Genomic DNA, 24581 nt, shown 5'->3' with positions numbered 1-24581 from the left:
GGATCTACAGGTACCCCGGTGCCGCTTCCACGCCGAAGTACTCCTCCAGCGTGAAGATGCCCCGGGCCGCCATGTCTGTAGCCGCCTCGACGCCTATGTACCGCAGGTGCCACGGCTCGTAGTAGTACCCCGTGATGGGGTGGAACATCCACGGGTACCGCACCACGAACCCGAACCGGTGCCCGTTCGCCTTCGCCCACACCGCCGCGGGCTGGTCCCTGAAGCACGGCTGGAACCCGCAGGCTCCGTTGCCGTCGGCAATGTCGAACGCCCACCCGGTCTGGTGCTCCGAATAGCCCGGGCGCGCGCTGGCGGTGTCGGCGTCGGCCTGGCCCCGCGCCGCCACATAGCTGTTGTACGTGGCCACCTGGGTGGCATACGACCGGTAGCCGCTCGCCAGCACCATCGACACGCCGTCCCTCCCGGCCGCCGAGAACATCGCCTCGGCCGCTGCCGCCGTCGTGCTGTTCAGCAGGGCAGCCTCACCGGACACGGTCATCGCGACGGCGGGGCGCACCAGGTCGGCGGGCGCGTACGCCGCCGGCACCAGCGGCCGGCGCTTGTTGACGATCACCCACGGGCTCGCCGGGTCTGTCAGGGAGAACTGCCGCGGCAGTGCGGCGGAGGGCGACGGCGAAGGGGCGGCTTCAGGAGCTGCGGGAGGCGCCGCGGCGGCCTCCGCCGTCGGGGTGGCCGAGGCGGTGGAAGCAACGGGGGAGGGGGACGCTAAAGGAGGGGCCGACGACGGCGCGGCCGCCGGGGGTGCCTCCGGCGTGCAGGCCGTCAGGACAGTCAGTCCGGCGCCTGCCGCCAGGAAACGCGTGAAGCTTCGGCGGCTGGAAAAGGGTGAGCCGGAGCAGTCGTGGCACACCTGTGCTACACCTTCCGCAGCAGCATGCGTCGGACCGTGTGGTCAGCCTCTTTGGTGAGCACCAGCTGCGCCCGGCCGCGGGTGGGCAGGACGTTCTCCTCCAGGTTGGGCTCGTTGATGCGCTTCCAGATCTCCCGGGCGGTGGTCTCCGCTTCCTCGTCGGACAGGCTGGCGTAGCGGTGGAAGTAGGATTCCGGCTGCGCGAACGCCGTGCTCCGCAGTTTCCGGAACCGGTCCACATACCACTCCTCGATGTAGGACGTTTTGGCGTCCACATAAATGGAGAAGTCAAAGAAGTCGCTCAGCGCCAGGCCCTGCCGGCCGTCATGCCGGGGCCGTGCGGGGGCCAGGACGTTCAGGCCCTCCACAATCAGGACGTCCGGCCGGCGGACCACCACTTCCTTGCCCGGAACAATGTCGTACGTGACATGCGAGTACCAGGGCGCGCGGACCTCCTCGGCCCCGCCCTTGATCTCGCTCACGAAACGGAGGAGTGCCCGCCGGTCATAGGACTCCGGAAAGCCCTTGCGGTCCAGCAGCTGGCGGCGCTTGAGCTCAGCCAGGGGATAGAGGAAACCGTCAGTGGTGATTAGCTCCACGTTGGGCGTGCCCGGCCAGCGGCGCAGCATCTCGCGGAGCACGCGGGCGATAGTGGACTTCCCCACAGCCACGGAACCGGCAACGCCGATCACGAACGGGGTGCGCTGGGTCTGCTCGCCCAGGAAGGTGGTGGTGGCCGCGTGCAGCTGGCCCGCCGCCTCAACGTACAGGTGCAGCAGCCGCGACAGGGGCAGGAAGACCTCCCGGATCTCCGTCATGTCCAGGGGATCGCCCAGGCCGCGCAGACGGACAATATCCTCCTCGTTAAGAGGCTGTTCCATCTGTGCTGCCAGCCTGGACCAGGTCTGCCGGTCCAGCTCCACGAACGGGGAGACACCCTCTCCATTCGCCTCGTTGCGTTGCAAAGTCACGCTAGTGATTCTGCCCCGCCCCCGGCACATAGCGAAATGCGGGCACCCGTCCGTGCTCCGCCCGCCTGCAACATATAAGTCCTCCGGGGCTCGGCCTCGCGTTTTAAAGCTACGGCTCCCAGCCGATAGTCTTTAGCGTATGTGTGGAATCGTGGGATATGTGGGCCGTCCGGTTGACGGGGTAATTGCCGGTCACAGTGCGTTGGATGTTGTCCTGGAGGGGCTGCGCCGCCTGGAGTACCGGGGCTACGACTCTGCCGGGGTGGCGGTGGTGTCCAAGGGCAGCATCGAGGCGCGGAAGAAGTCCGGGAAGCTGAGCAACCTGGTGGCCGAGCTGGAGGCCCGGCCGCTGCCGGAGACCGTGACCGGGATCGGCCACACCCGCTGGGCTACGCACGGCGGCCCGACGGACCGGAACGCGCACCCGCACCTGGCCGACGGCGGCAAGCTCGCCGTGATCCACAACGGCATCATCGAGAACTTCGCCGAGTTGAAGCTGGAGCTGCTGGACAAGGGCGTGGAGTTCCTCTCCGAGACGGACACCGAGGTGGCTGCCGCGCTGCTGGCGGACATTTTCCGGAACAAGCTGGGCGGGGACACGTCCGACGGCGGCCTGACCCGGGCCATGGAGCTGGCCTGCCAGCGCCTTGAGGGCGCGTTCACCCTCCTGGCCGTGCACGCTGACCAGCCCGACGTGGTGGTGGCGGCGCGCCGCAACTCACCTTTGGTGGTCGGTTTGGGCGAGGGGGAGAACTTCCTGGGCTCTGACGTGTCCGGGTTCATCGACTACACCCGCCGGGCGGTGGAGCTGGGCCAGGACCAGATTGTCACCATCACCGCGGACACGGTGGAGATCACGGACTTTTACGGCAACCCGGCCGCGGGCAAGGAATACCACGTGGACTGGGACCCGGCCTCGGCTGAAAAGGGCGGCTTCAGCTCCTTCATGGAGAAGGAAATTCATGACCAGCCCGACGCCGTGGCGCAGACCCTGCTGGGCCGGTCTGACATCAACGGCAAGTTGACCCTGGACGAGCTGCGGATCGACGTTGAACGCCTGAAGCAGGTCAACAAGATCATCGTGCTGGCCTGCGGCACCGCCGCGTACGCGGGCACGGTGGCGAAGTACGCGATTGAGAACTGGTGCCGGATCCCCACCGAGGTGGAGCTGGCGCACGAGTTCCGTTACCGCGACCCGATCCTGGATGAGAACACCCTGGTGGTGTCCATCAGCCAGTCGGGGGAGACCATGGACACGCTGATGGCTGTCCGCTACGCCCGGGAACAGGGCGCGAAGACCATTTCCATTTGCAACACCAACGGCTCCACCATCCCGCGCGAGTCCGACGCGGTGCTGTACACGCACGCCGGCCCGGAGATCGCGGTGGCTTCGACCAAGGCGTTCCTGGCCCAGATCACGGCCGCGTACCTGCTGGGGATGTACCTGGCGCAGCTGCGCGGGAACATCTTCTCCGGCCAGATCAAGGACGTCCTTGCGGACCTGAACAAGATCCCGGCGAAGATCCAGAAAATCCTGGACAACGCCGGACCGCTGCGTGAACTTGCCCGGAGCATGGCCAACGAGAAGTCCGTCCTGTTCCTGGGCCGGCACGTGGGCTACCCGGTGGCGCTGGAGGGTGCGCTGAAGCTCAAGGAAATCGCGTACATCCACGCCGAGGGCTTTGCCGCCGGTGAGCTCAAGCACGGCCCGATCGCGCTGATCGATGAAGGCCAGCCGGTGTTCGTGGTGGTCCCGTCCCCGCGCGGCCGGGACTCGCTGCACGCCAAGGTGGTCTCCAACATCCAGGAAGTCCGCGCCCGCGGCGCCCGCACCCTGGTCATCGCCGAGGAAGGCGACGAAGCGGTCAAGGCCTACGCCGAGCACGTCTTCTACGTCCCCGAGACCCCCACGCTGCTGATGCCGCTGCTGACCACCGTCCCGCTGCAGATCTTCGCCGCGGAACTCGCCGCCGCCAAGGGCTACGACGTGGACCAGCCCCGCAACCTCGCCAAGAGCGTCACCGTAGAGTAGTGCCATGATCGTAGGCATTGGGGTAGACGTCGTTGACATTGATCGGTTCGGCCGGCAGCTGGAGCGCACACCGGGACTTCGGGACCGTTTGTTCGTCCCTGCAGAGCGGGAACTGAACATCCGGTCCCTGGCCGCCCGGTTCGCCGCCAAGGAAGCCGTGGCCAAGGTCCTGGGTGCGCCCGCCGGCATGAACTGGCAGGACTGCTGGATCGGCCTGGACCACAACGGGCCCACCGTCCAGGTCAAAGGCACCGTGCTGGCCGTCGCCGAGGCCAAGGGCGTCAAGCGCTGGCACCTTTCCATCAGCCACGACGGCGGGATAGCCACCGCTACTGTTCTGGCCGAGGGCTGATCCTGCCCCGGGCCGGCCCCAGGTGACCGGATGATCAGCGCCTTCACCGGAACGCAGGTCCGGGCCGCCGAGGAACCCCTCCTCGCGGCCGGACTGGGCGACGTCCTGATGCAGCGCGCCGCCCACGGGCTGGCCAACGCCGTCATCACCGAACTCCGTACCCGCGGCCGCCGCATTTACGGCGCGCGCCTCGTAGTGCTGGCCGGCAAGGGCAACAACGGCGGTGACGGGCTCTACGCCGCTTCCTTCCTCGCCGCCCGCGGAATGCGTACGACGGCGGTCCTCACCTCGGGTGCGGGCCACCCGCAGGCTCTGGCTGCCTTTGAGCGCGCTGGCGGACGCGCCCATGACCTCGCCGCCGCCGTACCCGGTGAGCTGGCGGCCGAAGCCGCACGGGCCGACGTCGTCATCGACGCGATCCTGGGAACGGGAGCCAAGGGCGGGCTGCGGGGGAGTGCGGCCGCATTCGTCAAGGCCATAACCGGGGCCCGCCGGCAGGCCGGGCACGGATTCGTGGTGGCCTGCGACCTGCCCAGCGGGGTGGACGCCGATACCGGCGCGGCGGTGGAACCCGTCCTGGCGGCCGACCTGACCGTCACCTTCGGAGCCGCCAAGAGCGGGCTGCTGGCCGACCCCGGTGCAGACTATGCCGGCTGGGTCCACGTGGTGCCCATCGGTATCGAGGACAACTTTCCCCGCCCGTCCGTACGCAGGCTGGAAGCGCAGGACATCGCCGAACTCCTGCCGGAGCCCGACCGCCGCGCCCACAAATACTCGCGCGGCGTCCTGGGTGTGGTGGCGGGATCCACAACCTACCCGGGGGCCGCCGTCCTGGCCTGCCGTGGCGCGCTTGCCGCAGGCGTGGGGATGGTGCGGTACCTGGGCCCGCCCGAGATGGCGGACCTGGTGCGCCAGTCTTGCCCGGAAGTGGTGTGCAGCACCGGCTCCGTGGCAGACAACCGCGTGCAGGCTTGGCTGGTGGGTTCCGGGATGGGCCCCGACGACCATGACCAGCTGGCGCGGGCCGGGGACGCCGTTGACTCCGGGCTCCCCACGGTGGCCGACGCCGGCGCCCTGCCTGCCCTTCCCGACAGGCTTGCCCCGCACGTGGTCCTCACCCCGCACGCGGGCGAGCTCGCCACGCTGCTGCAGCGCCTGGGCGGGACCGAAGACCGTGCCGCCGTGGAGGGGGCAACGCTGGACGCCGCCCGCCGCGCGGCCGCACGGACCGGTGCCACGGTCCTGCTGAAAGGCGCCACCACCCTGGTGGCCGCACCTTCGGGTGACGTCTACAGCCAGGCGGACGGCACGCCGTGGCTCGCCACCGCCGGCAGCGGTGACGTCCTGGCCGGCGTCATCGGTGCGCTGCTCGCCCAGGCGGGTCCCGGCGTCGGACGCTTCACTTACCTTGGCGCAGATGAGCCCGCCCGGTGGGCTGCCATCGCCGCGCTGGGAGCAGCGCTGCACGGCAAGGCCGGGAGGGCGGCGTCGGACGCCAATTCGGGAGGTCCGATCACTGCTGGCGTAATCGCAAGCGCAATTCCCGGCGTCTGGGGTAAAGTCAGCATGCTTAGCAATCCGGGTGGCCTGAAACGTAAAAGTCACAGCCACCAGCTACGGTAAGCATAGTTCGCACCGGCAGCTGGGGGCGGTTTTGTACCGCTGCCGACCAACGATGAGGAGCATTATGGAAGTCTGGCCTGGATCGGCTTATCCGCTCGGCGCCACCTACAACGGCACCGGCACCAACTTCGCCCTGTTCAGCGAACGAGCAGAAAAAGTGGAACTGTGCCTCTTTGACGATGACGGCAAGGAAACCCGCATCGCGCTGGACGAAGTGGACGGCTACGTGTGGCACTGCTACATCCCGCAGATCCAGCCCGGCCAGAAGTACGGCTACCGGGTGCACGGGACCTACGATCCCGCCTCGGGCAACCGGTTCAACCCGAATAAGCTCCTGCTGGACCCCTACGCCAAGGCCATCCACGGCCAGATCGACTGGGATCCCGCGCTGTTCACCTACAACCTGGGCGAGCCCGACTCCGTCAACGACGCTGACTCAGCCAAGCACATGATGATGGGCGTCGTCATTAACCCGTTCTTTGACTGGGAGGGCGACCAGCAGTTGCGCATCCCCTACCACCAGTCCGTCATCTACGAGGCCCACGTCAAGGGCCTCACCCAGCTACACCCGGACGTGCCCGAGGAACAGCGTGGAACCTACGCCGGCGTGGCGCATCCCGCCGTCATCGCCCACTTGCAGAAGCTCGGCGTCACCGCCATCGAGCTCATGCCCGTGCACCAGTTCGTCAATGACGGAACCCTTGAGGACAAGGGCCTGAACAACTACTGGGGCTACAACACCATCGGCTTCTTCGCTCCCCAGAACACCTACAGCTCCACCGGCGATACCGGCATGCAGGTCCAGGACTTCAAGGCCATGGTCCGCTCATTGCACAAGGCGGGCATCGAAGTCATCCTTGACGTGGTCTACAACCACACCGCCGAAGGCAACCACCTGGGCCCCACGCTGTCCTTCAAGGGCATCGACAACGCCGCCTACTACCGGCTGATGGAGGGCGACGAAAAGCATTACATGGACTACACGGGCACCGGCAATTCCCTGAACGTCCGGCACCCGCACTCGCTGCAGCTCATCATGGACTCGCTGCGATACTGGGTCACCGAAATGCACGTGGACGGCTTCCGCTTCGACCTCGCCTCCACGCTGGCCCGTGAATTCTATGACGTGGACAAGCTGTCCACGTTCTTCGAACTCATCCAGCAGGATCCGGTAGTTTCCCAGGTCAAGCTCATTGCCGAGCCGTGGGACGTCGGCCCCGGCGGCTACCAAGTGGGCAACTTCCCGCCGCAGTGGACCGAATGGAACGGCAAGTACCGGGACACCGTCCGCGACTTCTGGCGCGGCGAGCCCGCCACCCTGGGTGAGTTCGCCTCCCGCATCACCGGCTCGGCGGATCTCTACGAGCACTCCGGCCGCCGTCCCGTGGCCTCTATCAACTTCGTCACCGCACACGACGGCTTCACCCTGGCGGACCTGGTGTCCTACAACGAGAAGCACAACGAGGCCAACGGCGAGGGCAACAACGACGGCGAGTCCCACAACCGGTCCTGGAACTGCGGTGTCGAAGGTCCCACGGACGATCCAAAGGTGCTGGCGCTCCGGGCCCGCCAGCAGCGGAACTTCATCGCCTCGCTGCTCTTGTCCCAGGGCGTGCCCATGCTCCTGCACGGTGACGAGTTGGGCCGCACCCAGCAAGGCAATAACAATGGGTACTGTCAGGACTCCGAATTGACGTGGATCAACTGGGACAGCATCGACCAGCCGCTGATCGAGTTCACCGCCGCCGTCAACGCGCTCCGCGCCAAGCATCCCACCTTCCGCCGCAGCCGGTTCTTCGACGGACGCCCTGTCTTGCGGGGAGAAGGCGAACGGCTGCCGGACATCGTCTGGCTGGACCCGTCCGGCGAGACAATGAAACCCGAAGCTTGGGACAGCGGGTTCGGCCGCTCCGTGGGCGTCTTTCTGAACGGGGACGGCATCCAGGGCAAGGACACCCGGGGTCGCAGGATCACCGATGTGAGCTTCCTGATGTTCTTCAATGCCCACGATGACACCGTCAAGTTCACGCTGCCTTCAGACGAGTACGCACCGGCCTGGGACGTCATCATTGACACTGCCGGGCAGAACGCCGACACTGAACCGGTTTCCGCCGGGCAGCCGTTGCCGGTTGAGGCCAAGTCCCTGGTGGTCCTGCGCGCCCACACTGTTGAGGAAGTCGAGCCGGACCACTCTGTTGCAGCTTCGCTGGCCGCGCTCACGCAGACGTCCAGCAGCGAGACGGAGACCATCAGCACCCCCGTGGTGGCGGAACCCGGAAAGACCACCAAGGTGGGGGAGCGGAAGGCTGGGAAAAAGTGAGGGCACCCGCATCCACGTACCGGCTGCAGATCCGCAGCAGTTTCACGCTGTTTGATGCCGCCGAACAAGTCCCCTTCCTGAAAGCGCTGGGGGTGGACTGGGTGTACCTCTCACCCATCCTCACCGCGGAACAGGGCTCGGACCACGGCTACGACGTGACCGACCCCTCCGCCGTCGACCCCGCCCGCGGCGGCCCGGAAGGACTGCTGGCGCTGTCCAAGGCAGCCCGCGAGCACGGCATGGGCGTCCTGGTGGACATCGTCCCCAACCACGTGGGAGTGGCTTCACCGCCGCAGAACCCCTGGTGGTGGTCGCTGCTCCGGGAGGGCCGCGGCTCACCCTACGCCGAAGCCTTCGACGTCGACTGGGACCTCGGCGGCGGCAAGATCCGGCTGCCCATGCTGGGGTCGGATGAGGACGTGGACAAGCTCGAAGTGGTGGACGGCGAGCTCCGCTACTACGACCACCGCTTCCCGCTGGCTCCGGGCACCTACAGGGACGGTGACTCCCCGCAGGAGGTCCACAGCCGCCAGCACTACGAGCTGATGGGCTGGCGCCGCGCCGATGCCGAGCTCAACTACCGCCGCTTCTTTGCCGTCACCACCCTGGCGGGCATCCGGGTGGAGGACCCCAAGGTCTTCGAGGAAGCACATGCCGAAGTGGGTCGCTGGTTCCGAGAGGGGCTGGTGGACGGACTCCGAGTGGACCACCCGGACGGTCTGGCCGATCCGGCCGGGTACCTCCGCTGGCTGAAGGACCTCACCGGCGGGGCCTATGTCCTGGTGGAAAAGATCCTGGAGCCGGGCGAGGTCCTGCCCGGCGACTTCGCCTGCGAGGGAACCACCGGCTATGATGCCCTGGCGGACGTGGACCGCGTGTTCGTGGACCCCGCTGGCCAGGCGGCCCTGGACTCGCTGGACGCGGAACTGCGCGGGACGTCCGGGCCGGCGGACTATGCGGAGATGATCCGCGGCACCAAACGCATGATCGCGGACGGGATCCTGCGGTCCGAGGTCCTCCGCCTGGCCCGGCTTGTGCCGGAATCCTACGGCCTCGCCCTGGAACAGGCGGCGGACGCGATCGCCGAGATCATCGCCGCCTTCCCGGTCTACCGCACCTACTTGCCCACCGGCGCCGAGGTCCTCAAGGAAGCGTGCGAGTCCGCAGCCGAACACCGGCCGGACCTCGCCGTTGCCGTGGGAACCCTCCTGCCGCTGCTGCTGGACCCCTCCAACCCGATTGCTGTCCGGTTCCAGCAGACCTCCGGCATGGTGATGGCCAAGGGCGTGGAGGACACTGCGTTCTACCGCTACACCCGGCTGGGAACCCTGACCGAGGTGGGTGCCGAACCCACTGAATTCGCGGTCACCCCCGACGAGTTCCACCACCGGATGCGCCGCCGGCAGGAGGACCTGCCGCTGTCCATGACCACCATGTCCACCCACGACACCAAGCGCAGCGAGGATGCACGGGCCAGGATCTCCGTGATCGCCGAACTCCCGCAGGAGTGGACCGCCACGCTGAAGACCCTTCGGGAGCTGGCGCCGGTCCCGGACGGCCCGTACGAGAACCTGCTGTGGCAGGCCATCGTCGGGGCCTGGCCCGCCAGCCGGGAACGGCTCCAGGGCTATGCGTCGAAGGCCGCCCGCGAGGCCGGCAACTCCACCAAGTGGACAGAGCCCAACGAGGACTTCGAGGCCGCAGTGAAGGCTGCGGTGGACGCGGCGTTCGACAACCCCCGGGTCAACAAGGCCGTGGAGGAGTTCGTGGCACGGATTGACGCCTATGCCGCCTCCAACTCGGTGTCGGCCAAACTGGTCCAGCTCACCATGCCGGGTGTGCCGGACGTCTACCAAGGCAGCGAGTTCTGGGAACGGTCCTTGACGGACCCGGACAACCGTCGGCCGGTGGACTTCGGACTCCGGGCCGCCGAGCTGGAGAAGCTCGACGCCGGGACGTTGCCGGAGGCCGGGACGGAAACCAGCAAGCTCCTGGCCACGTCGCGGGCACTCCGCCTGCGCCGGGACCGGCCGGAACTGTTCCAGGGCTACACGCCGGTTACTGCTTCCGGCGCCGCAGCCGGACACCTGCTGGCGTTCTCCCGCGGCACCTCGGAAACATCGCCCGGAGCGGTGACGCTGGCCACCCGGCTCCCCGCGGGACTGGAAGCCGGCGGCGGTTGGCGGGACACCGCCGTCGAACTCCCCGCGCCTATGCGTGACGAACTGACCGGCGCCGCCTTCGGGCCGGGACCCGTTTTGGTGGCGGATGTCCTGGGTACCTACCCCGTGGCTTTGCTGGTTCCGGTGGATGGAGAGAACGCATGACCCTCGTCAATGACGGTCCCGAACGCTTCGATGTATGGGCGCCGGACGCCGCGTCCGTGGTCCTGCTGGCTGATGGCCGGCAGTACCCGATGCAGAAGAAGGACACGGCGCCCGGCTCGGAAGGCTGGTGGACCGCCCCCAGCGCCCCAGCGCAGGGCGACGTGGACTACGGCTACCTGCTGGACGGGAATAGCAAGCCCCTGCCCGACCCCCGGTCCCGCCGGCTTCCGTCGGGCGTCCACGAACTGTCCAGGACGTTCAATCCCGCAGCCTACGCCTGGCAGGACTCCGGCTGGCGCGGCAAGGACCTGAAGGGCTCGGTGATCTACGAACTCCACGTTGGCACCTTCACGCCTGCCGGGACCCTGGACGCCGCGGCGGAAAAGCTGGACTACCTGGCCGGACTGGGCATCGACTACGTGGAACTGCTGCCCGTCAACGGGTTCAACGGAACCCACAACTGGGGCTACGACGGTGTCCAGTGGTACACCGTCCATGAGGGCTACGGCGGGCCGGCGGCGTACCAGCGGTTCGTCGACGCGGCCCACGCCGCCGGGCTCGGCGTCATCCAGGACGTGGTCTACAACCACCTCGGACCCAGCGGCAACTACCTGCCCAAGTTCGGCCCCTACCTCAAGCAGGGGGACGCCAACACGTGGGGCGACTCCCTGAACCTGGACGGCGCCGGCTCGGACGTGGTGCGTGAATACATCCTGGACAACGCTGCCCTCTGGCTGCGGGACTACCACGTGGACGGGCTCCGCCTGGATGCCGTGCACGCCTTCCGGGACGAGCGCGCCGTGCACCTCCTGGAGGACCTGGGTGCCTTGGGTGATGCCGTGGCCGGGGAAACGGGGCTGCCCAAGACGCTCATCGCGGAATCGGACCTGAACAATCCGCGCCTGCTCTACCCCCGGGATGTCAACGGCTACGGGCTGGCGGGGCAGTGGAGCGACGACTTCCACCATGCGGTCCACGTCAACGTCAGCGGCGAAACCACCGGGTACTACTCCGACTTTGACTCCCTGGCCGTGCTCGCCAAAGTGCTGAAGGACGGGTTCCTGCATGACGGAAGCTACTCCAGCTTCCGCGGACGGCACCACGGCCGGCCCATCAGCACCGCACTGGTGCACCCTGCGGCGCTGGTGGTCTGCAACCAGAACCACGACCAGATCGGCAACCGGGCCACGGGGGACAGGCTCTCGCAGTCGCTGTCCTATGGGCAGCTCGCCGTGGCTGCGGTGCTCACGCTCACGTCACCGTTCACCCCCATGTTGTTCATGGGGGAGGAATGGGGTGCCTCCACGCCGTGGCAGTTCTTCACGTCGCACCCCGAACCCGAGCTCGGTAAGGCCACCGCGGAAGGGCGCATCAAGGAGTTTGAGCGCATGGGGTGGGATCCCACCGTCGTGCCCGATCCACAGGACCCGGAAACCTTCCGCCGGTCCAAGCTGGACTGGGACGAGGCTGCCACCGGCGACCACGCGCGGCTGCTGGACTTGTACCGGCAGCTGACCGCGCTGCGCCGCCAGCACACCGAGCTGGCCGGGCTGGGGTTCACCGAAACGGACGTGACGTTCGACGACGACGAGCGCTGGCTGCGGTTCCGCCGCGGCAGCGTCGAGGTGCTGATCAACTTCTCGGACGCAAAAGCACGGCTGGACGGGGCCGCCGGCTCCGTGCTGCTGGCCACGGACGAGGGAACCGGACTGGAGGGCGAGTCCCTTGCCCTGGCGCCGTGGAGCGCAGCAATCCTCAAATCCTGACTGTCGGACTGAAGCGGCGCCGCGGGCCGGCATTTGTCAGCCCGCGGCGTAACTTTCCATCGTTGTCATGTTACGGGGATCACAGCTGGCAGGATGGAACGTATGACTTTTTCTGCAGCGGGGGACCGCTACGATTCCATGCCCTACCGCCGCGTCGGTCGCAGCGGCCTGAAGCTTCCGGCAATCTCGCTGGGCCTGTGGCACAACTTCGGCGACGACAAGCGCTTTGATGAACAGCGCGCCATCCTCCGCCGCGCGTTCGACCTCGGCGTGAACCACTTCGACCTCGCCAACAACTACGGTCCGCCGGACGGCTCGGCGGAGACCAACTTCGGCCGGCACCTGCAGGACGACTTCAAGCCCTACCGTGACGAGCTGGTCATCTCCACCAAGGCTGGGTACTACATGTGGCCCGGGCCCTACGGAGAGTGGGGTTCCCGCAAGTACCTCATCTCCAGCCTGGACCAGTCCCTGCAGCGGATGGGCCTGGACTACGTGGACATCTTCTACAGTCACCGGCCCGATCCGGAGACCCCGCTGGAGGAAACCATGGGGGCCCTGGACTACGCCGTCCGCTCCGGCAAGGCCCTTTACGCTGGCATCTCCTCCTACACCCCGGAGCAGACCGTCGAGGCCGCCCGGATCCTTAAGGAATTGGGTACGCCGCTGCTGATCCACCAGCCCAGCTACTCCATGCTCAACCGCTGGACCGAGGACGGTTCGCCTAACCTGTACGAGGTCCTCGACCAGGTGGGCGCCGGGTCCATCGCGTTTTCGCCCCTGGCCCAGGGCATGTTGACCAACCGGTACCTCAACGGCATTCCCGCCGACTCCCGCGCTGCGAAAGCCCGTTTCCTGTCCGAGGACGCCATCACGGACGAGAAGCTGGACCGGATCCGCGGGCTCCACGCCATCGCCGAGGGCCGCGGACAGTCCCTGGCGCAGATGGCGATCGCCTGGATCCTGCGCGACCAGCCCAAGGGCTCCCCGGTGACGTCCGCGCTGATCGGCGCTTCCAGCGTCCGCCAGCTGGAAGACTCGCTGGCCGCCATCGACAACCTGGACTTCACGTCCGATGAACTGACGGCCATCGACGAATTCGCCGTCGAATCCGACATCAATCTCTGGAAGCAGCCTGTTTCCTGATTGTTAAAGCGCGGGACCGGGAACAATGCCCCGTCCCGCGCTGTTGGGTAGTATGAAAAGGCGCCGCGCGGCGCCGTACCAGCCGGCCGCCGTCGCAATCCTCCCCGACGCACCCCGGCCGGCTGACGTTTTGTCCTCAAAGGAGTTCCGTGTCTTCACATCCGATCCGTGTTGCCATCGTCGGCGTAGGCAACTGCGCCGCTTCGCTGGTCCAGGGCGTCCAGTACTACAAGGATGCCGACCCCAACAGCACCATCCCGGGCCTGATGCACGTTGAGTTCGGCCAGTACCACGTGGGTGATGTTGAATTCGTCGCCGCGTTCGACGTCGACGGCAAGAAGGTCGGGCACGACCTGGCCGACGCCATCCTGGCCAGCGAAAACAACACCATCAAGATCGCCGACGTGCCGCCCACCGGCGTGACCGTCCAGCGCGGCCATACCCTGGACGGGCTAGGCAGGTACTACCTCGAGACCATCGAGGAGTCCACCGAAGAACCCGTTGACGTGGTCCAGGCCCTCAAGGACGCCAAGGTTGACGTTATGGTCTGCTACCTTCCCGTCGGTTCCCAGGATGCTGCCGAGTTCTACGCCCAGGCTGCCATTGACGCCGGCGTTGCCTTCGTCAACGCCCTGCCCGTCTTCATCGCCGGCACCAAGGAGTGGGCCGACAAGTTCACCGCAGCCGGTGTGCCGATCGTTGGTGACGACATCAAGAGCCAGATCGGCGCCACCATCACGCACCGCGTCATGGCCAAGCTGTTCGAGGACCGCGGCGTCACCCTGGACCGCACGTACCAGCTGAACGTCGGCGGCAACATGGACTTCAAGAACATGCTGGAACGCGACCGCCTGGAGTCCAAGAAGATCTCCAAGACCCAGGCCGTCACGTCCAACGTCGAGGCAGAGCTGGCAGCGAAGGACGTCCACATCGGCCCGTCCGACTACGTCCAGTGGCTCGACGACCGCAAGTGGGCGTTCGTCCGCCTCGAGGGCCGCAACTTCGGTGACGCCCCCGTCTCGCTGGAGTACAAGCTGGAGGTCTGGGACTCGCCCAACTCCGCCGGCGTGATCATCGACGCCATCCGCGCCGCCAAGATCGGCCTGGACCGCGGCGTCGGCGGCCCGCTGCTGTCCGCCTCGAGCTACTTCATGAAGTCCCCGCCGGAGCAGTTCAACGACGACCTCGCCCGCGAAAAGGTGGAAGCCTTCATCCGCGGCGACCTGGAGCGCTAACCCCCCAACGCGCGCTCACTTGTGGCGGGTTTCCATGGAACGCGCGCTCACTTGTGGCGGGCTTCCTTGGAACGCGCGCTCACTCGTGAGGTTCTCCGAACGCTCCTCCGTTTATCTGACGGGGGAGCGTTCGACAGTTAAGGGACGGCTGTATCATTCCGACGGCGGAGTGGGTAACCGGCGCATGCCAGGGTCAGGAGCTCCAGCGTCACCTTCGAATGCATCTGCATCCCGACGGCGGCGGTCAGCCTTGCGGGCGCCGCGCTTTCCGTCCTGCCAGTTTCGTTTTCTTCCGACGGCGCCTGCCGCCGCAGTCCTGCTGTATCCTCTATGGGCCCCCGGTCCCTCGGGCCACCCTCTCAACACGCGCAGGCAACGCCGGGTGAGGGACGCCATCGTCCGATAAGCCGAGATGTGATGGCATTAGAGTGCAGGCGCAAAACCCGACGAGGCAGCTGGGTCAAAATCTGACGTTCTCGCAGCGCGCTTGATTTGCTTGATCGCGGCGGAAAAGCAGTCCTCGAAGTCAGCTTTGTCGAAGACAAGCACCGTCCATCCTGCCGCTTCAAAGGCCCTGTTTCTGCGCCGATCGCTGAGGCGCTGCGGCTCTTGAAGGTGATGGCCGCCGTCGTACTGGATCGCGACCCTGCGCCGACGGTACCCGAGGTCCGCAGATGGAGAACGGCTTTCGTCCGGTCGAAGGCGTACCTGCAACTCGGGCTCCGGAAGGCCGGCATCCAGCATGGCCAGGCGGAGGAAAGTTTCCGGCGCCGAATCCGAACCGACGCGCATCAGGTCAAGCGCCTCCCGGGCACGGACGACCCCCTGCAGATTCGGGTGTCGTGCAACCATTGCCTTGAGATCCGGGACGCAAGCATAGGCGTCTGCCCTGCCTTCGAAGTCAGGGCGGGGCATTCGAATTAGCTCATCACCTAGAGCCACGAGGACATTGAGGGGCAGAATTCGTGCCATGTCCAGCCAGGTGCGGGCACGAGTGCTCAGCCAGATTCCGTCTACCAACTCGACTTCATCGGGTCCGACAATGACCCTATGACCATGGATCCCCTTTCTGCGAGCACCTGGAAGGGCCTTGGGTTTGCTGAGATGGAGTTCGTTGGAGTCTGAAAGCCACGGGGGGTAGGCATGAATTTCGAAGCCGCGCTGCCGTGACGTGAGAAATCCACGCCCCGGGTGTTGCTTCGGACAAGCACGGGCCGCATCCTCAAGGTTGAAATCCCAGGAGACAGGACGATAAAGGCCGCGGCTTACGGGCTCGACGTCATCACGCCGCAGCCGGTCGCGGGTCAACTTGGCACCCTTGGCAGTTTCGACAGTGAACGGTCTGGCTGCCAGGTGCATGGGTAACGGGGGGCTGCTGCGCATACTGCATTCTTATCGATTCAGCCGACTAGCCTCTGAAGTTATCCACAAGCCCGGTTCCCGTTGGTGTCGGGCGACGGAGAGTGCGAGCCCGTTGGGCCTTCAGCCACCTTAGGTGAGCGGGGGTTGGGGTGTGAGCGCCTTAGGTGAGCGGGGGTTGGGGTGTGAGCGCCTTAGGTGAGCGGGGGTTGGGCTGTGAGCCGCCTTGGGTGAGCGGGCGTTGGGGGAGGGGTTAGGTGAGGCCGACCGGGTTGCCGGCGTCGTCCACGTCCATGCGCAGGGCCGCGGGGACGGCGGGGAGGCCCGGCATGGTCATCACCGCGCCGGTGAGCGCCACGATGAAACCCGCGCCGGTCTTGGGCAGCAGGTCCCGCACGTGGATGGTGAAACCCTTGGGGGCGCCGAGCCGGGAGGCGTCGTCCGTGAAGGAGTACTGGGTCTTGGCCATGCACACCGGCAGCCCGGACCAGCCGTTCCGCCCGATGTCGGCCAGCCGCTTCAGCGCCGGCACGGAAAAGTCCACGCCGTCAGCCCCGTAAATCTCCTGCGCAATGGTCCGGATCTTGTCCTCCACAGACAGCTCCAGCGGGTACAGGTGCCGGAAACTGTTCGGCGCCGCCACCACTTCCGCCACCTTGGCTGCAAGCTCGTCCCCGCCGTCCCCTCCGCCGCCGCGCCCCCACACATCCGCCACCGCAGCATGCACTCCCTCCGCCGCGCACCATGACAGCAGCCAGTCCAGTTCCTCCTGTGAATCGAGGCCGAATTTGTTGATGGCCACAACGGGAGTAACGCCGAACTTCTCCACGTTCCGCAGATGCCGGCGCAGGTTGGGCACCCCGGCTTCGAGCGCTGCGAGGTCCGGGCGGGTCAGCTGGTCCTTGGCCATCCCGCCCTGCATCTTCAGGGCCCGCACCGTGGCCACTACCACGACGGCGGAAGGCGCCAGGCCGCCAGTGCGGGCCTTGATGTCCATGAACTTCTCCGCGCCAAGGTCGGCGCCGAAGCCGGCCTCGGTCACCACGATGTCCGCCAGCCGCCGTGCCGTCTGGGTGGCGATCAGAGAGTTGCAGCCGTGGGCGATGTTGGCGAACGGGCCGCCGTGGACCAGGGCGGGGGTGCCGGCGATGGTCTGCACCAGGTTGGGCTTAACGGCCTCCTTCAGGAGTAACGTGAGTACACCCTGCACGCCGAGATCGGCCACGGTCACCGGAGAGCGGTCGAAGGTGTAGCCGAACGTGATCCGGCCCAGGCGCTCGCGGAGGTCGGCGAGGTCCGCGGCCAGGCAGAAGACGGCCATGATTTCGGACGCCACGGTGATGTCGAAACCGTCCTGCCGGGGAACCCCCTGGGAGGGCCCGCCGAGTCCGATCACCACTTCCCGCAGAGCCCGGTCGTTCATGTCCAGGACCCGCTTGAAGGTCATGCGCCGGGGATCGATGTTCAAGGCGTTGCCCTGGAAGATGTGGTTGTCCACCAGCGCCATCAGGGCATTGTTGGCCGAGGTGATCGCGTGGAAGTCGCCGGTGAAGTGGAGGTTGATCTCGTCCATGGGCAGGACCTGGGACAGCCCGCCGCCGGTGGCACCGCCCTTCATGCCCAGGACGGGGCCCAACGACGGCTCGCGGAGGGCGATCATCACCTTGTGCCCGGCCCGGGCCAACGAGTCGGCGAGGCCAACGGTGGTGGTGGATTTCCCTTCACCCGCGGGCGTGGGGGACATGGCCGAGACCAGCACCACCTTCCCCGCCGGCGGCGGGGCGTCCAGCCGGGCGGGGTCGATCTTCGCCTTGAACCGGCCGTAGAGCTCCACCGCATCGGCGTTGATCCCCGCGGCGGCGGCGATCTCCGGAATCGGCCGGATCCGCGCGGCCCGGGCTATCTCAAGGTCGGAGGGGAAGCGAGACATCGTCGTCCTTTCCTGTGCGTCACAGGTAACGTACCCCGGGAACGCCGGCCCAAGCCCCGGCCGCGCCGGGGTCCCTCAGGATGCCGGAACGGCCGGCACCAGCCGGTGCCCCACATGATGCTCGACGGCGGCGTGGTAGCTTTCGAGCGTGATGGCGGCGGTGCGGGACCAGCCGGAGTTCTGGGCACGGATGGCGGCGGCCCGCCCCATGTCCTCCCTGGTGGCGGGGTCGTCGTACAGGGCTTCCAGGGCGTCGGCCCAATCCGCGGCGTGGTGCCCGTCAACGAGCAGCCCGGTGCGGCCATGGAAGATCGCCCGTGAAAGCCCGCCCACCCGGGTGGCCACCACCGGCGTGCCGCAGGCCTGGGCTTCCAGCGCCACCAGTCCGAAGGATTCGCTGAAGGATGGCATCACCACAACGTCCGCCGCGCGGAACCATTCCGCAAGCTCCGCTGCCTTGACTGGCGGAAGCTGGGTGACGACGTCGTCTATTCCGGCCTCGGAAATCCACCGGCGCAGGTTGAACTCCTTGTTGCCGCTCAGCGATCCCAGGATGGTGAGCCGCAGGTCGATGTCCGGGCGCCGGCGCCGCAGCAGGGCGGCAGCATCGACCAGTACATGGGGGCCTTTTAGCCGCTGGATACGGCCGGCAAACAGCAGATGGAACGTGCGGGGAGCGACGCCCCGGTTGGCCCGGGAACGGGCACGGAATGCCGGGGTGAAGGTGCCCAGGTCCACGCCAGGCGGGGCGATATCGATCCGGTCGTACGTGGCGCCGTAGTGGGACACCAGTTCGGCGGCCTCTGAACTGGTGTTCGCGATCAGCCGCGCCGCGCCGTCCACAATCCGGTGCTCGCCCAGCTCACGCCGCCGCGGCTCGGGCTGCTCGCCGGACTCCAGCAGCAGGTTCTTCACCTTGGCCATGGTGTGCATGGTGTGGACCAGCGGAACGCCCCACAGCTCGGACAACTCCAGGCCCGCGATCCCGGACACCCAGTAGTGGGAGTGGATGACGTCGTACCGTCCGTGCGGCTGCCGGCGTCGGATCTGTTCGATCTCGGCCACCATGCTGTGCAGGAGCCCGGGAAGTTCCTCCTTGGGGATCTTCCGGGGCGGCCCGGCCAGGACGTTGTGCACGCAGACACCGGGATCGGGATGCTCGACGGCGGGCTGGCCGGCGGAGGTGGCGCGGGTAAAGATCTCCACTTCAACGCCCGCTTCGGCGAGGGCGGAGGCAAGTTCACGGATATAGACGTTCATGCCGCCGGCGTCACCGGACCCCGGCTGCTCCATGGGGGAGGTGTGGAGGGAGAGTAAAGCGACCCTGCGGATCAATGCCACGGGACCTCCTTCCGGCCGCCGGCTCGTACTGTGCGCGCCGGATCAGTGGGCGTTCGATAAAACACTACTCCTTACCCTTAACGCCCGCCGTTGTGTGTCAGCCGCCGCCCCCGCCCCACAACTTCCGCAGCTCCGGAAAGGCGTGTTCGTAGCCGGTGAGCAGGTCCGCAGCCAGGTGCGGCGAATCGACCAGGGGATGCCGGGTAAACGCCGCCAGGGCCGCGTCCCGGTTGCCCTCCGTTGCCGCCTGGACCGTGAGCCGTTCCACCTCCTTGACCCGGCGGAGCAGCTCCAGCTGCTCTTTTTCCGGTTGCGCCTGCGGCAGCGGCTGCGCGCCGTCGGGAGTCACCGTGCAGGGAAGTTCGACGACGGCGTCCGCCGGCAGCCCGGGAATGGCGGCCCGGGCAGCGGGTGCTTCAGCCGCGGCACCCCTGGACGCGGCGGGCAGGGAGTTGCGCGTGTTCAGGATCAGCTGGGTGTCCCCGGCCCCGGACAGGGCGCGCATGGCGGCCAGCGCAACCCGCTCATAGCCGCCGCCGGCCAGGTCACCTTCGTCCCGCTGTTCGCCGCTGGCCCGGGCCTCAGCCCGGTAACCCTCCTCGCGGGAACGGCGCGCCTCTTCCCACAGCCGGTAAGCGTCAGCACCGGCGGCAGCGAGCCGCGGATACAGCTCCTGCTGCTGCCGGTGGATGGACTCCCCGCGCGTGCTGGGCATGGCCCGCATCGCCTGCCGCGCGGCGTCCAGCCGGTAATAGTAGTAGAGGTACTCGTTGGGAAGCGCGCCCAGCCCGGCCAAGAAGGGCTGTGGAAAAAGCCTGCCCTCCTCGAAGGACTGCAGCGCCTGTGGATCAGCGAGCAGGTTCGGCAGGACGTCGCGGCCGCCGGACTCCAGCCGGTACAGCCAGCCCAGGTGGTTCAGCCCGTAGTAGCCCACGCCGTCGAGCCGGCCGTCCGGCAGCGCCACGCCCGCAGCCCGCGCCGCCCGCTGCACCAGGCCGCCCGCCGAATCGCAGATGCCGATAACCCTGGAACCGAGCACCGGAACCAGGGCCTCGGTGACCATGCCGGCCGGGTTGGTGAAATTGACCAGCCAGGCATCCGGGCTGTGCTCCTGCATCTGCCGGGCCAGTTGGAGCATGTGCGGAATGGTCCGCAGAGCGTAGGAAATACCGCCGGCGCCCGTAGTCTCCTGCCCCAGCAGCCCGAGGTCCTGGGCCACCTTCTCATCAGCGACCCGGCCCGCGGTGCCGCCCGGCCGGACGGCCGCAAACACCAGCTGCGTGCCGGCCAGCGCGTCCGGAAGCGACGCAGTGGCACGGACCGGAGGGGCTGCACCCGGGCCGGCGGGCATGCTGCGCAGGACGGCGGTGACGGCGGCCAGGCGGGAGGGGTCGACGTCGTACAGCACCAGGTCGGTGACCAGCCCGGCGAAACGGCCGGAAGCCAGCGCCCGGTAGATCAGCGGCACCCGGAAACCGCCGCCGCCGGCAATGAGGAGCCGCATACCCAGCAGTCTAGGCCTGCGCCCTCCCGCATAACCGCACAAAGCGGGGGCATGTACTTCCGGATGTCGGTGGCAGGGCGTATCGTGCCGGGCATGGACGCCATCCCTGCCCGCCCCTTCGACCCCCTGGCTGCGGTCCGCTCGCCCGACGAGCCGGGGTTCGACGTCCTCCTGGCGGGGACCGTCTTCCAGGACATCATCTTCACTGGGCTGCCCCACGGCCCGGAACCGGGCACCGAAATCTGGAGCGACGGCATGGGCAGCTGCCCCGGCGGCGTCGCCAACCAGGCCATCGCCGCGGCCCGCCTGGGGCTCCGGACAGGCCTCGCGGCGGCGTTCGGTGACGACGGCTACGGGGACTTCAACTGGAAGATCCTCTCCAGCCAGGAACATGTGGACCTCAGCCTGTCCAGGCGCGTCCCCGGCTGGCACTCGCCGGTGACGGTCTCGCTGTGCGTGGAGAAGGACCGGTCCATGGTGACGCACGGCCACGCCGCCCCGGTGACGTCCTCCGAACTGATCGGCACCCCGCCGCCCGCGCTCGCCGGAATCGCGGAGGTGGGGGTGGAGGTGGAGCCCTGGGCCAAGGCGGCGCACCAGGCGGGAGTCAAGCTGTTCGGCGACGTCGGCTGGGACCCCACCGGGGAGTGGGCGCCGGTCCGGCTGGAGAACCTGCAGTATTTCCACGCGTTCCTGCCCAACCAGCGCGAGGCCATGGCCTTCACCGGCAAGGACGATCCGTGGACGGCGCTGTATGCACTGGCTGACCGGGTTCCGGTTGCCGTGGTGACGCTCGGCCCGCAGGGTGCCATGGCGGTGGATTCGGAAACCGGGGAGGAGGAGTGGGTGCCCGCCCTGCCCGTCAAGGCCTTCGATCCCACCGGCGCAGGTGACTGTTTCGACGCCGCGTTCATTGTGGGCAGCCTGGCCGGCTGGCCACTGGGGAACAGGCTGCGGTTCGCGAACCTGTGCGCCTCGCTCGCGGTGCAGGAAGTGGGCGGCTCGCTCGCCGCCCCGGGCTGGGGCGACATCGCCGACTGGTGGAAGCGCGCCAACGCGCGGCCCGAGCGGCAAATGAGCCAGTGGCTTCGCCGTTTCGGGTTCCTCGCGGAGATCATCCAGGACGTCCCGCTCGCCGCCCAGCGGAGGGCCTCGGCCACCATCGCCCACCTCTCGGACGCTTAGCCCCCGACGGCGGCGAACCGGCAGGCCCCCCGGCGCCCCAACCGGTTCCGGGAAACCCGCCCGCACCGCCGTGATTATTCGGCCGGAACCGCCCGCACTAGAATCACTAAGGTGACATACCCCGCAACAACCGGTGAATTCAGCGGTGCTCCCGGCCCGGACCCGCGCCACGAGCGGTCCGCCGTGATCGACCTGGACGCCATCCGGCACAACGTCCGCCGGCTCGCAGCCGCCGCCTCCCCGGCGAAGGTCATGGCAGTTGTGAAAGCCGATGCGTACGGACATGGCGCCGTTCCCGTGGCCCGCGCAGCCATCGAAGCGGGTGCCTCCTGGCTGGGCGTGGCCCACATCTCGGAGGCCCTGGCTCTGCGGGCCGCCGGTATTGAGGCCCCGCTGCTCGCCTGGCTGCACACGGTGGACAGCAACTTCGGGGCTGCGGTAGCCGCCGGCGTCGATATCGGGTGCTCCGGCTGGGAACTGGACCGCATTGTGGCGGCCGCCCGGGAGCAGGAACGCCCGGCCCGGGTGCACCTGAAAGTCGATACCGGCCTGGGCCGCAACGGCGCCACGCTCGAGACCTGGGACCAGCTGGTGGGCGAGGCCATGGAATACCAGGACCAGGGCCTGCTGCGGGTGGTGGGCATCTTCTCCCACCTGGCCGTGGCCGATGAACCGGACCGGCCCGAAACGGACCAGCAGCTGGCGGCATTCCGCGAGGCCCTGGCTGTTGCCGAGGACGCCGGGGTGGACCCCGAGGTCCGCCACCTGGCCAACACCCCCGCCACGCTTTCCCGGCCGGACACCCACTTCGACCTGGTCCGCGCCGGCCTGGGCATTTACGGGCTCTCACCCTTCGACGGCCAGACTTCCGCGGAACTCGGGCTGCGGCCGGCCATGACATTCCGGACCCTGGTGTCCCAGTGCAAGGAAGTGCCGGACGGACAGGGCGTCTCCTACGGCCTCCGCTACCACACCACCGGCCGCAGCACCCTGGCCCTGATCCCCGTGGGCTACGCCGACGGCATCCCCCGCATCGCCACCGGCGGCCCCGTCCGCGTGGCCGGCCGGACCTATCCCGTGGTGGGCAGGATCGCCATGGACCAGATGGTGATCGACCTTGGGGATACGGGTCCCGCCGGTGCCGGCCTGCTGGGTGCGGAAGCCGAACTGTTCGGCAGCGGCGACGACGGCGGTCCCACTGCCGATGACTGGGCCCGCGCCGCCCGGACCATCAACTATGAGATCGTGACACGGATCAGCCCCCGGGTTCCGCGCCGCTTCATCAACGAACAGGACACGTCCGGGGGCCGGCACGCGGCCGCCCTGCAGACCGGGGGAGCCGCGTGACCGCCGTCGAACAGGCCACACTGCCCAACTGGGAAAAGACCTTCACCGCGGCGACGGCGGAACAGACCCATGCGCTGGGCGCCCGGCTTGCCGGGCAACTGGAGGCCGGGGACCTGCTGGTGCTCTCCGGCGAGCTGGGTGCCGGCAAGACCACCTTCACGCAGGGCCTGGGGGAGGGGCTGGGCGTCCGCGCCGGCATCATCTCGCCCACGTTCGTCCTGGTCCGCATCCACCCCAACCTGCCGGAAGGCCCACGGCCCGGCGGCCCGGACCTGGTCCACGTGGACGCCTACCGCCTCGGCTCCGCCGCGGAGATCGACGACATCGACCTGGAAAACACCATGGATTCGTCCGTGACGGTGGTGGAGTGGGGGCAGGACCGGGTGGAGCACCTGAGCGAAAGCCGGCTGGAAATCGACCTGCACCGCGCTATCGGGCTGGCCGCCCCCGGGCCCTCCGCCGCGGGAGGCCTCGACTTCGACACCGACGACACGGACGAGCCGCGCACTATCGTCATGCGCGGATACGGCCCGCGCTGGCCGGCCCCGCCCGGGCTGGGCACCGCCGAAGGGAACAACTGATGCTGATCCTTGCGATCGATACCTCCGCCGTGGCCAGCGCCGCGCTCGTCTCCGATGACGCGCTGGAGGGCGTGGTGGCCAGCTTCTCCACGGAAGACACCCGCAGCCACGCCGAGGTGCTGGCGCCGGGGATCGAGGACATGCTTGCCACGGCCGGCGTCACCGGGCAGGACATCGACGCCCTGGTGGTGGGTGTGGGGCCCGGTCCTTTCACCGGCCTCAGGTCCGGAATCGCGACAGCACGCACCCTCGCCTTCGTCTGGGGCAAACCGCTGCACGGGCTGATGAGCCTGGACGCCGTGGCCCTGGAGGTGGCGGAATCCACCGCGGCCCCGGCCGAATTCCTGGTGGTGACGGACGCCCGCCGCAAGGAGGTCTACTGGGCCCGCTACACCCTGGCTGAAGGGCAGTTGCCCCGGCTCGACGACGGGCCGCACGTGAACTTCGCCGCGGACCTGCCGGACCTGCCGGCATTTGGGGCGGGAGCGGGCCTCTATGCAGGCACCCTGCAGGCGGACCCGGACTTCGCGCAGGAACAGCCCGACGCCCTGTACCTGGGCCAGTTCGCGCTGGCCCGTCTGGCCGCCGGCAACGGCCTCCTGGACTCCACGCCGCTGTACCTCCGCGAGTCCGATGCGCAGGTCCCCGGACCCAGGAAGAGGGCCCTGTGAACGAAGCCTCAAACGTCACC

General features: G+C 67.9%; 18 protein-coding genes. 12 read left to right on the top strand and 6 right to left on the bottom strand.

The genetic code is table 11. The features are described from left to right. Positions 1-4 precede the first annotated feature (4 nt). Together AC5RU7_RS02670 and coaA are read right to left on the bottom strand one after the other, a co-directional pair. Entirely contained in the window at positions 5-871 is an 867-nt protein-coding gene (locus AC5RU7_RS02670) for a M15 family metallopeptidase (protein WP_494050964.1), read from the bottom strand. Positions 872-876: 5 nt separating this feature from the next. Next, positions 877-1872, bottom strand: a complete 996-nt coding sequence (coaA, locus tag AC5RU7_RS02665; protein ID WP_494050963.1) for a type I pantothenate kinase — start codon at positions 1870-1872, stop codon at positions 877-879. 109 nt (positions 1873-1981) lie between these two features. Between coaA and glmS the strand changes: the two genes are divergently transcribed. The 8 genes from glmS to AC5RU7_RS02625 all read left to right on the top strand — a co-directional run bounded on the left by glmS (position 1982) and on the right by AC5RU7_RS02625 (position 14643). Beyond that, positions 1982-3874 carry a glutamine--fructose-6-phosphate transaminase (isomerizing) gene (gene glmS / locus AC5RU7_RS02660; RefSeq protein WP_494050962.1) on the top strand — a complete coding sequence of 631 codons (1893 nt, stop codon included), beginning with the start codon at positions 1982-1984 and terminating at the stop codon, positions 3872-3874. A 4-nt stretch (positions 3875-3878) separates the two neighbouring features. Further along, a complete protein-coding gene (locus AC5RU7_RS02655; protein ID WP_479771618.1) occupies positions 3879-4226 on the top strand; it encodes a holo-ACP synthase in 348 nt (115 codons plus the stop codon). A gap of 30 nt (positions 4227-4256) precedes the next feature. Beyond that, positions 4257-5849, top strand: a complete 1593-nt coding sequence (locus AC5RU7_RS02650; RefSeq protein WP_494050961.1) for an NAD(P)H-hydrate dehydratase — start codon at positions 4257-4259, stop codon at positions 5847-5849. Between the two features lie 64 nt (positions 5850-5913). Then, positions 5914-8169, top strand: a complete 2256-nt coding sequence (glgX, locus tag AC5RU7_RS02645; protein ID WP_494050960.1) for a glycogen debranching protein GlgX — start codon at positions 5914-5916, stop codon at positions 8167-8169. Beyond that, positions 8166-10496: a malto-oligosyltrehalose synthase gene (gene treY, locus AC5RU7_RS02640; RefSeq protein ID WP_494050959.1), complete on the top strand. Its 2331-nt coding sequence runs from the start codon at positions 8166-8168 to the stop codon at positions 10494-10496. The genes glgX and treY overlap by 4 nt, the downstream gene beginning before the upstream one ends. Further along, the gene (gene treZ / locus AC5RU7_RS02635) at positions 10493-12262 is read left to right on the top strand and encodes a malto-oligosyltrehalose trehalohydrolase (protein ID WP_494050958.1); all 1770 of its coding nucleotides are present in this window, start codon (positions 10493-10495) and stop codon (positions 12260-12262) included. The genes treY and treZ overlap by 4 nt, the downstream gene beginning before the upstream one ends. 102 nt (positions 12263-12364) lie before the next feature. Then, positions 12365-13408: an L-glyceraldehyde 3-phosphate reductase gene (gene mgrA / locus AC5RU7_RS02630; protein WP_494050957.1), complete on the top strand. Its 1044-nt coding sequence runs from the start codon at positions 12365-12367 to the stop codon at positions 13406-13408. 149 nt (positions 13409-13557) lie between these two features. Then, on the top strand, positions 13558-14643 hold the full coding sequence (locus tag AC5RU7_RS02625; RefSeq protein ID WP_494008887.1) for an inositol-3-phosphate synthase: 1086 nt from the start codon (positions 13558-13560) through the stop codon (positions 14641-14643). 423 nt (positions 14644-15066) lie between these two features. Here AC5RU7_RS02625 and AC5RU7_RS02620 read toward each other — a convergent pair whose 3' ends face one another. From AC5RU7_RS02620 to AC5RU7_RS02605, 4 genes are all read right to left on the bottom strand, one after another. Beyond that, positions 15067-15951, bottom strand: coding sequence for an endonuclease domain-containing protein (locus AC5RU7_RS02620; RefSeq protein WP_494050956.1), 885 nt, complete (start codon positions 15949-15951; stop codon positions 15067-15069). A 304-nt stretch (positions 15952-16255) separates the two neighbouring features. Beyond that, positions 16256-17932, bottom strand: coding sequence for a formate--tetrahydrofolate ligase (locus AC5RU7_RS02615; protein WP_494050955.1), 1677 nt, complete (start codon positions 17930-17932; stop codon positions 16256-16258). A 75-nt stretch (positions 17933-18007) separates the two neighbouring features. Continuing rightward, positions 18008-19273, bottom strand: coding sequence for a D-inositol-3-phosphate glycosyltransferase (gene mshA / locus AC5RU7_RS02610; protein WP_494050954.1), 1266 nt, complete (start codon positions 19271-19273; stop codon positions 18008-18010). Positions 19274-19370: 97 nt separating this feature from the next. Further along, positions 19371-20777, bottom strand: coding sequence for a family 4 glycosyl hydrolase (locus AC5RU7_RS02605; RefSeq protein WP_494050953.1), 1407 nt, complete (start codon positions 20775-20777; stop codon positions 19371-19373). Positions 20778-20870: 93 nt separating this feature from the next. Between AC5RU7_RS02605 and AC5RU7_RS02600 the strand changes: the two genes are divergently transcribed. The 4 genes from AC5RU7_RS02600 to tsaB all read left to right on the top strand — a co-directional run bounded on the left by AC5RU7_RS02600 (position 20871) and on the right by tsaB (position 24561). Beyond that, positions 20871-21962 carry a carbohydrate kinase family protein gene (locus tag AC5RU7_RS02600; RefSeq protein ID WP_494008882.1) on the top strand — a complete coding sequence of 364 codons (1092 nt, stop codon included), beginning with the start codon at positions 20871-20873 and terminating at the stop codon, positions 21960-21962. A gap of 111 nt (positions 21963-22073) precedes the next feature. After that, positions 22074-23309, top strand: coding sequence for an alanine racemase (alr, locus tag AC5RU7_RS02595; protein WP_494050952.1), 1236 nt, complete (start codon positions 22074-22076; stop codon positions 23307-23309). After that, entirely contained in the window at positions 23306-23890 is a 585-nt protein-coding gene (tsaE, locus tag AC5RU7_RS02590) for a tRNA (adenosine(37)-N6)-threonylcarbamoyltransferase complex ATPase subunit type 1 TsaE (protein WP_494050951.1), read from the top strand. The genes alr and tsaE overlap by 4 nt, the downstream gene beginning before the upstream one ends. After that, positions 23890-24561 carry a tRNA (adenosine(37)-N6)-threonylcarbamoyltransferase complex dimerization subunit type 1 TsaB gene (gene tsaB / locus AC5RU7_RS02585; protein ID WP_494050950.1) on the top strand — a complete coding sequence of 224 codons (672 nt, stop codon included), beginning with the start codon at positions 23890-23892 and terminating at the stop codon, positions 24559-24561. The genes tsaE and tsaB overlap by 1 nt, the downstream gene beginning before the upstream one ends. The last annotated feature ends 20 nt before the right edge of the window (positions 24562-24581 follow it).

It is taken from the genome of Arthrobacter sp. K410C (genome assembly GCF_059090105.1).
This window is presented reverse-complemented; position numbering and strand designations above follow the sequence as displayed.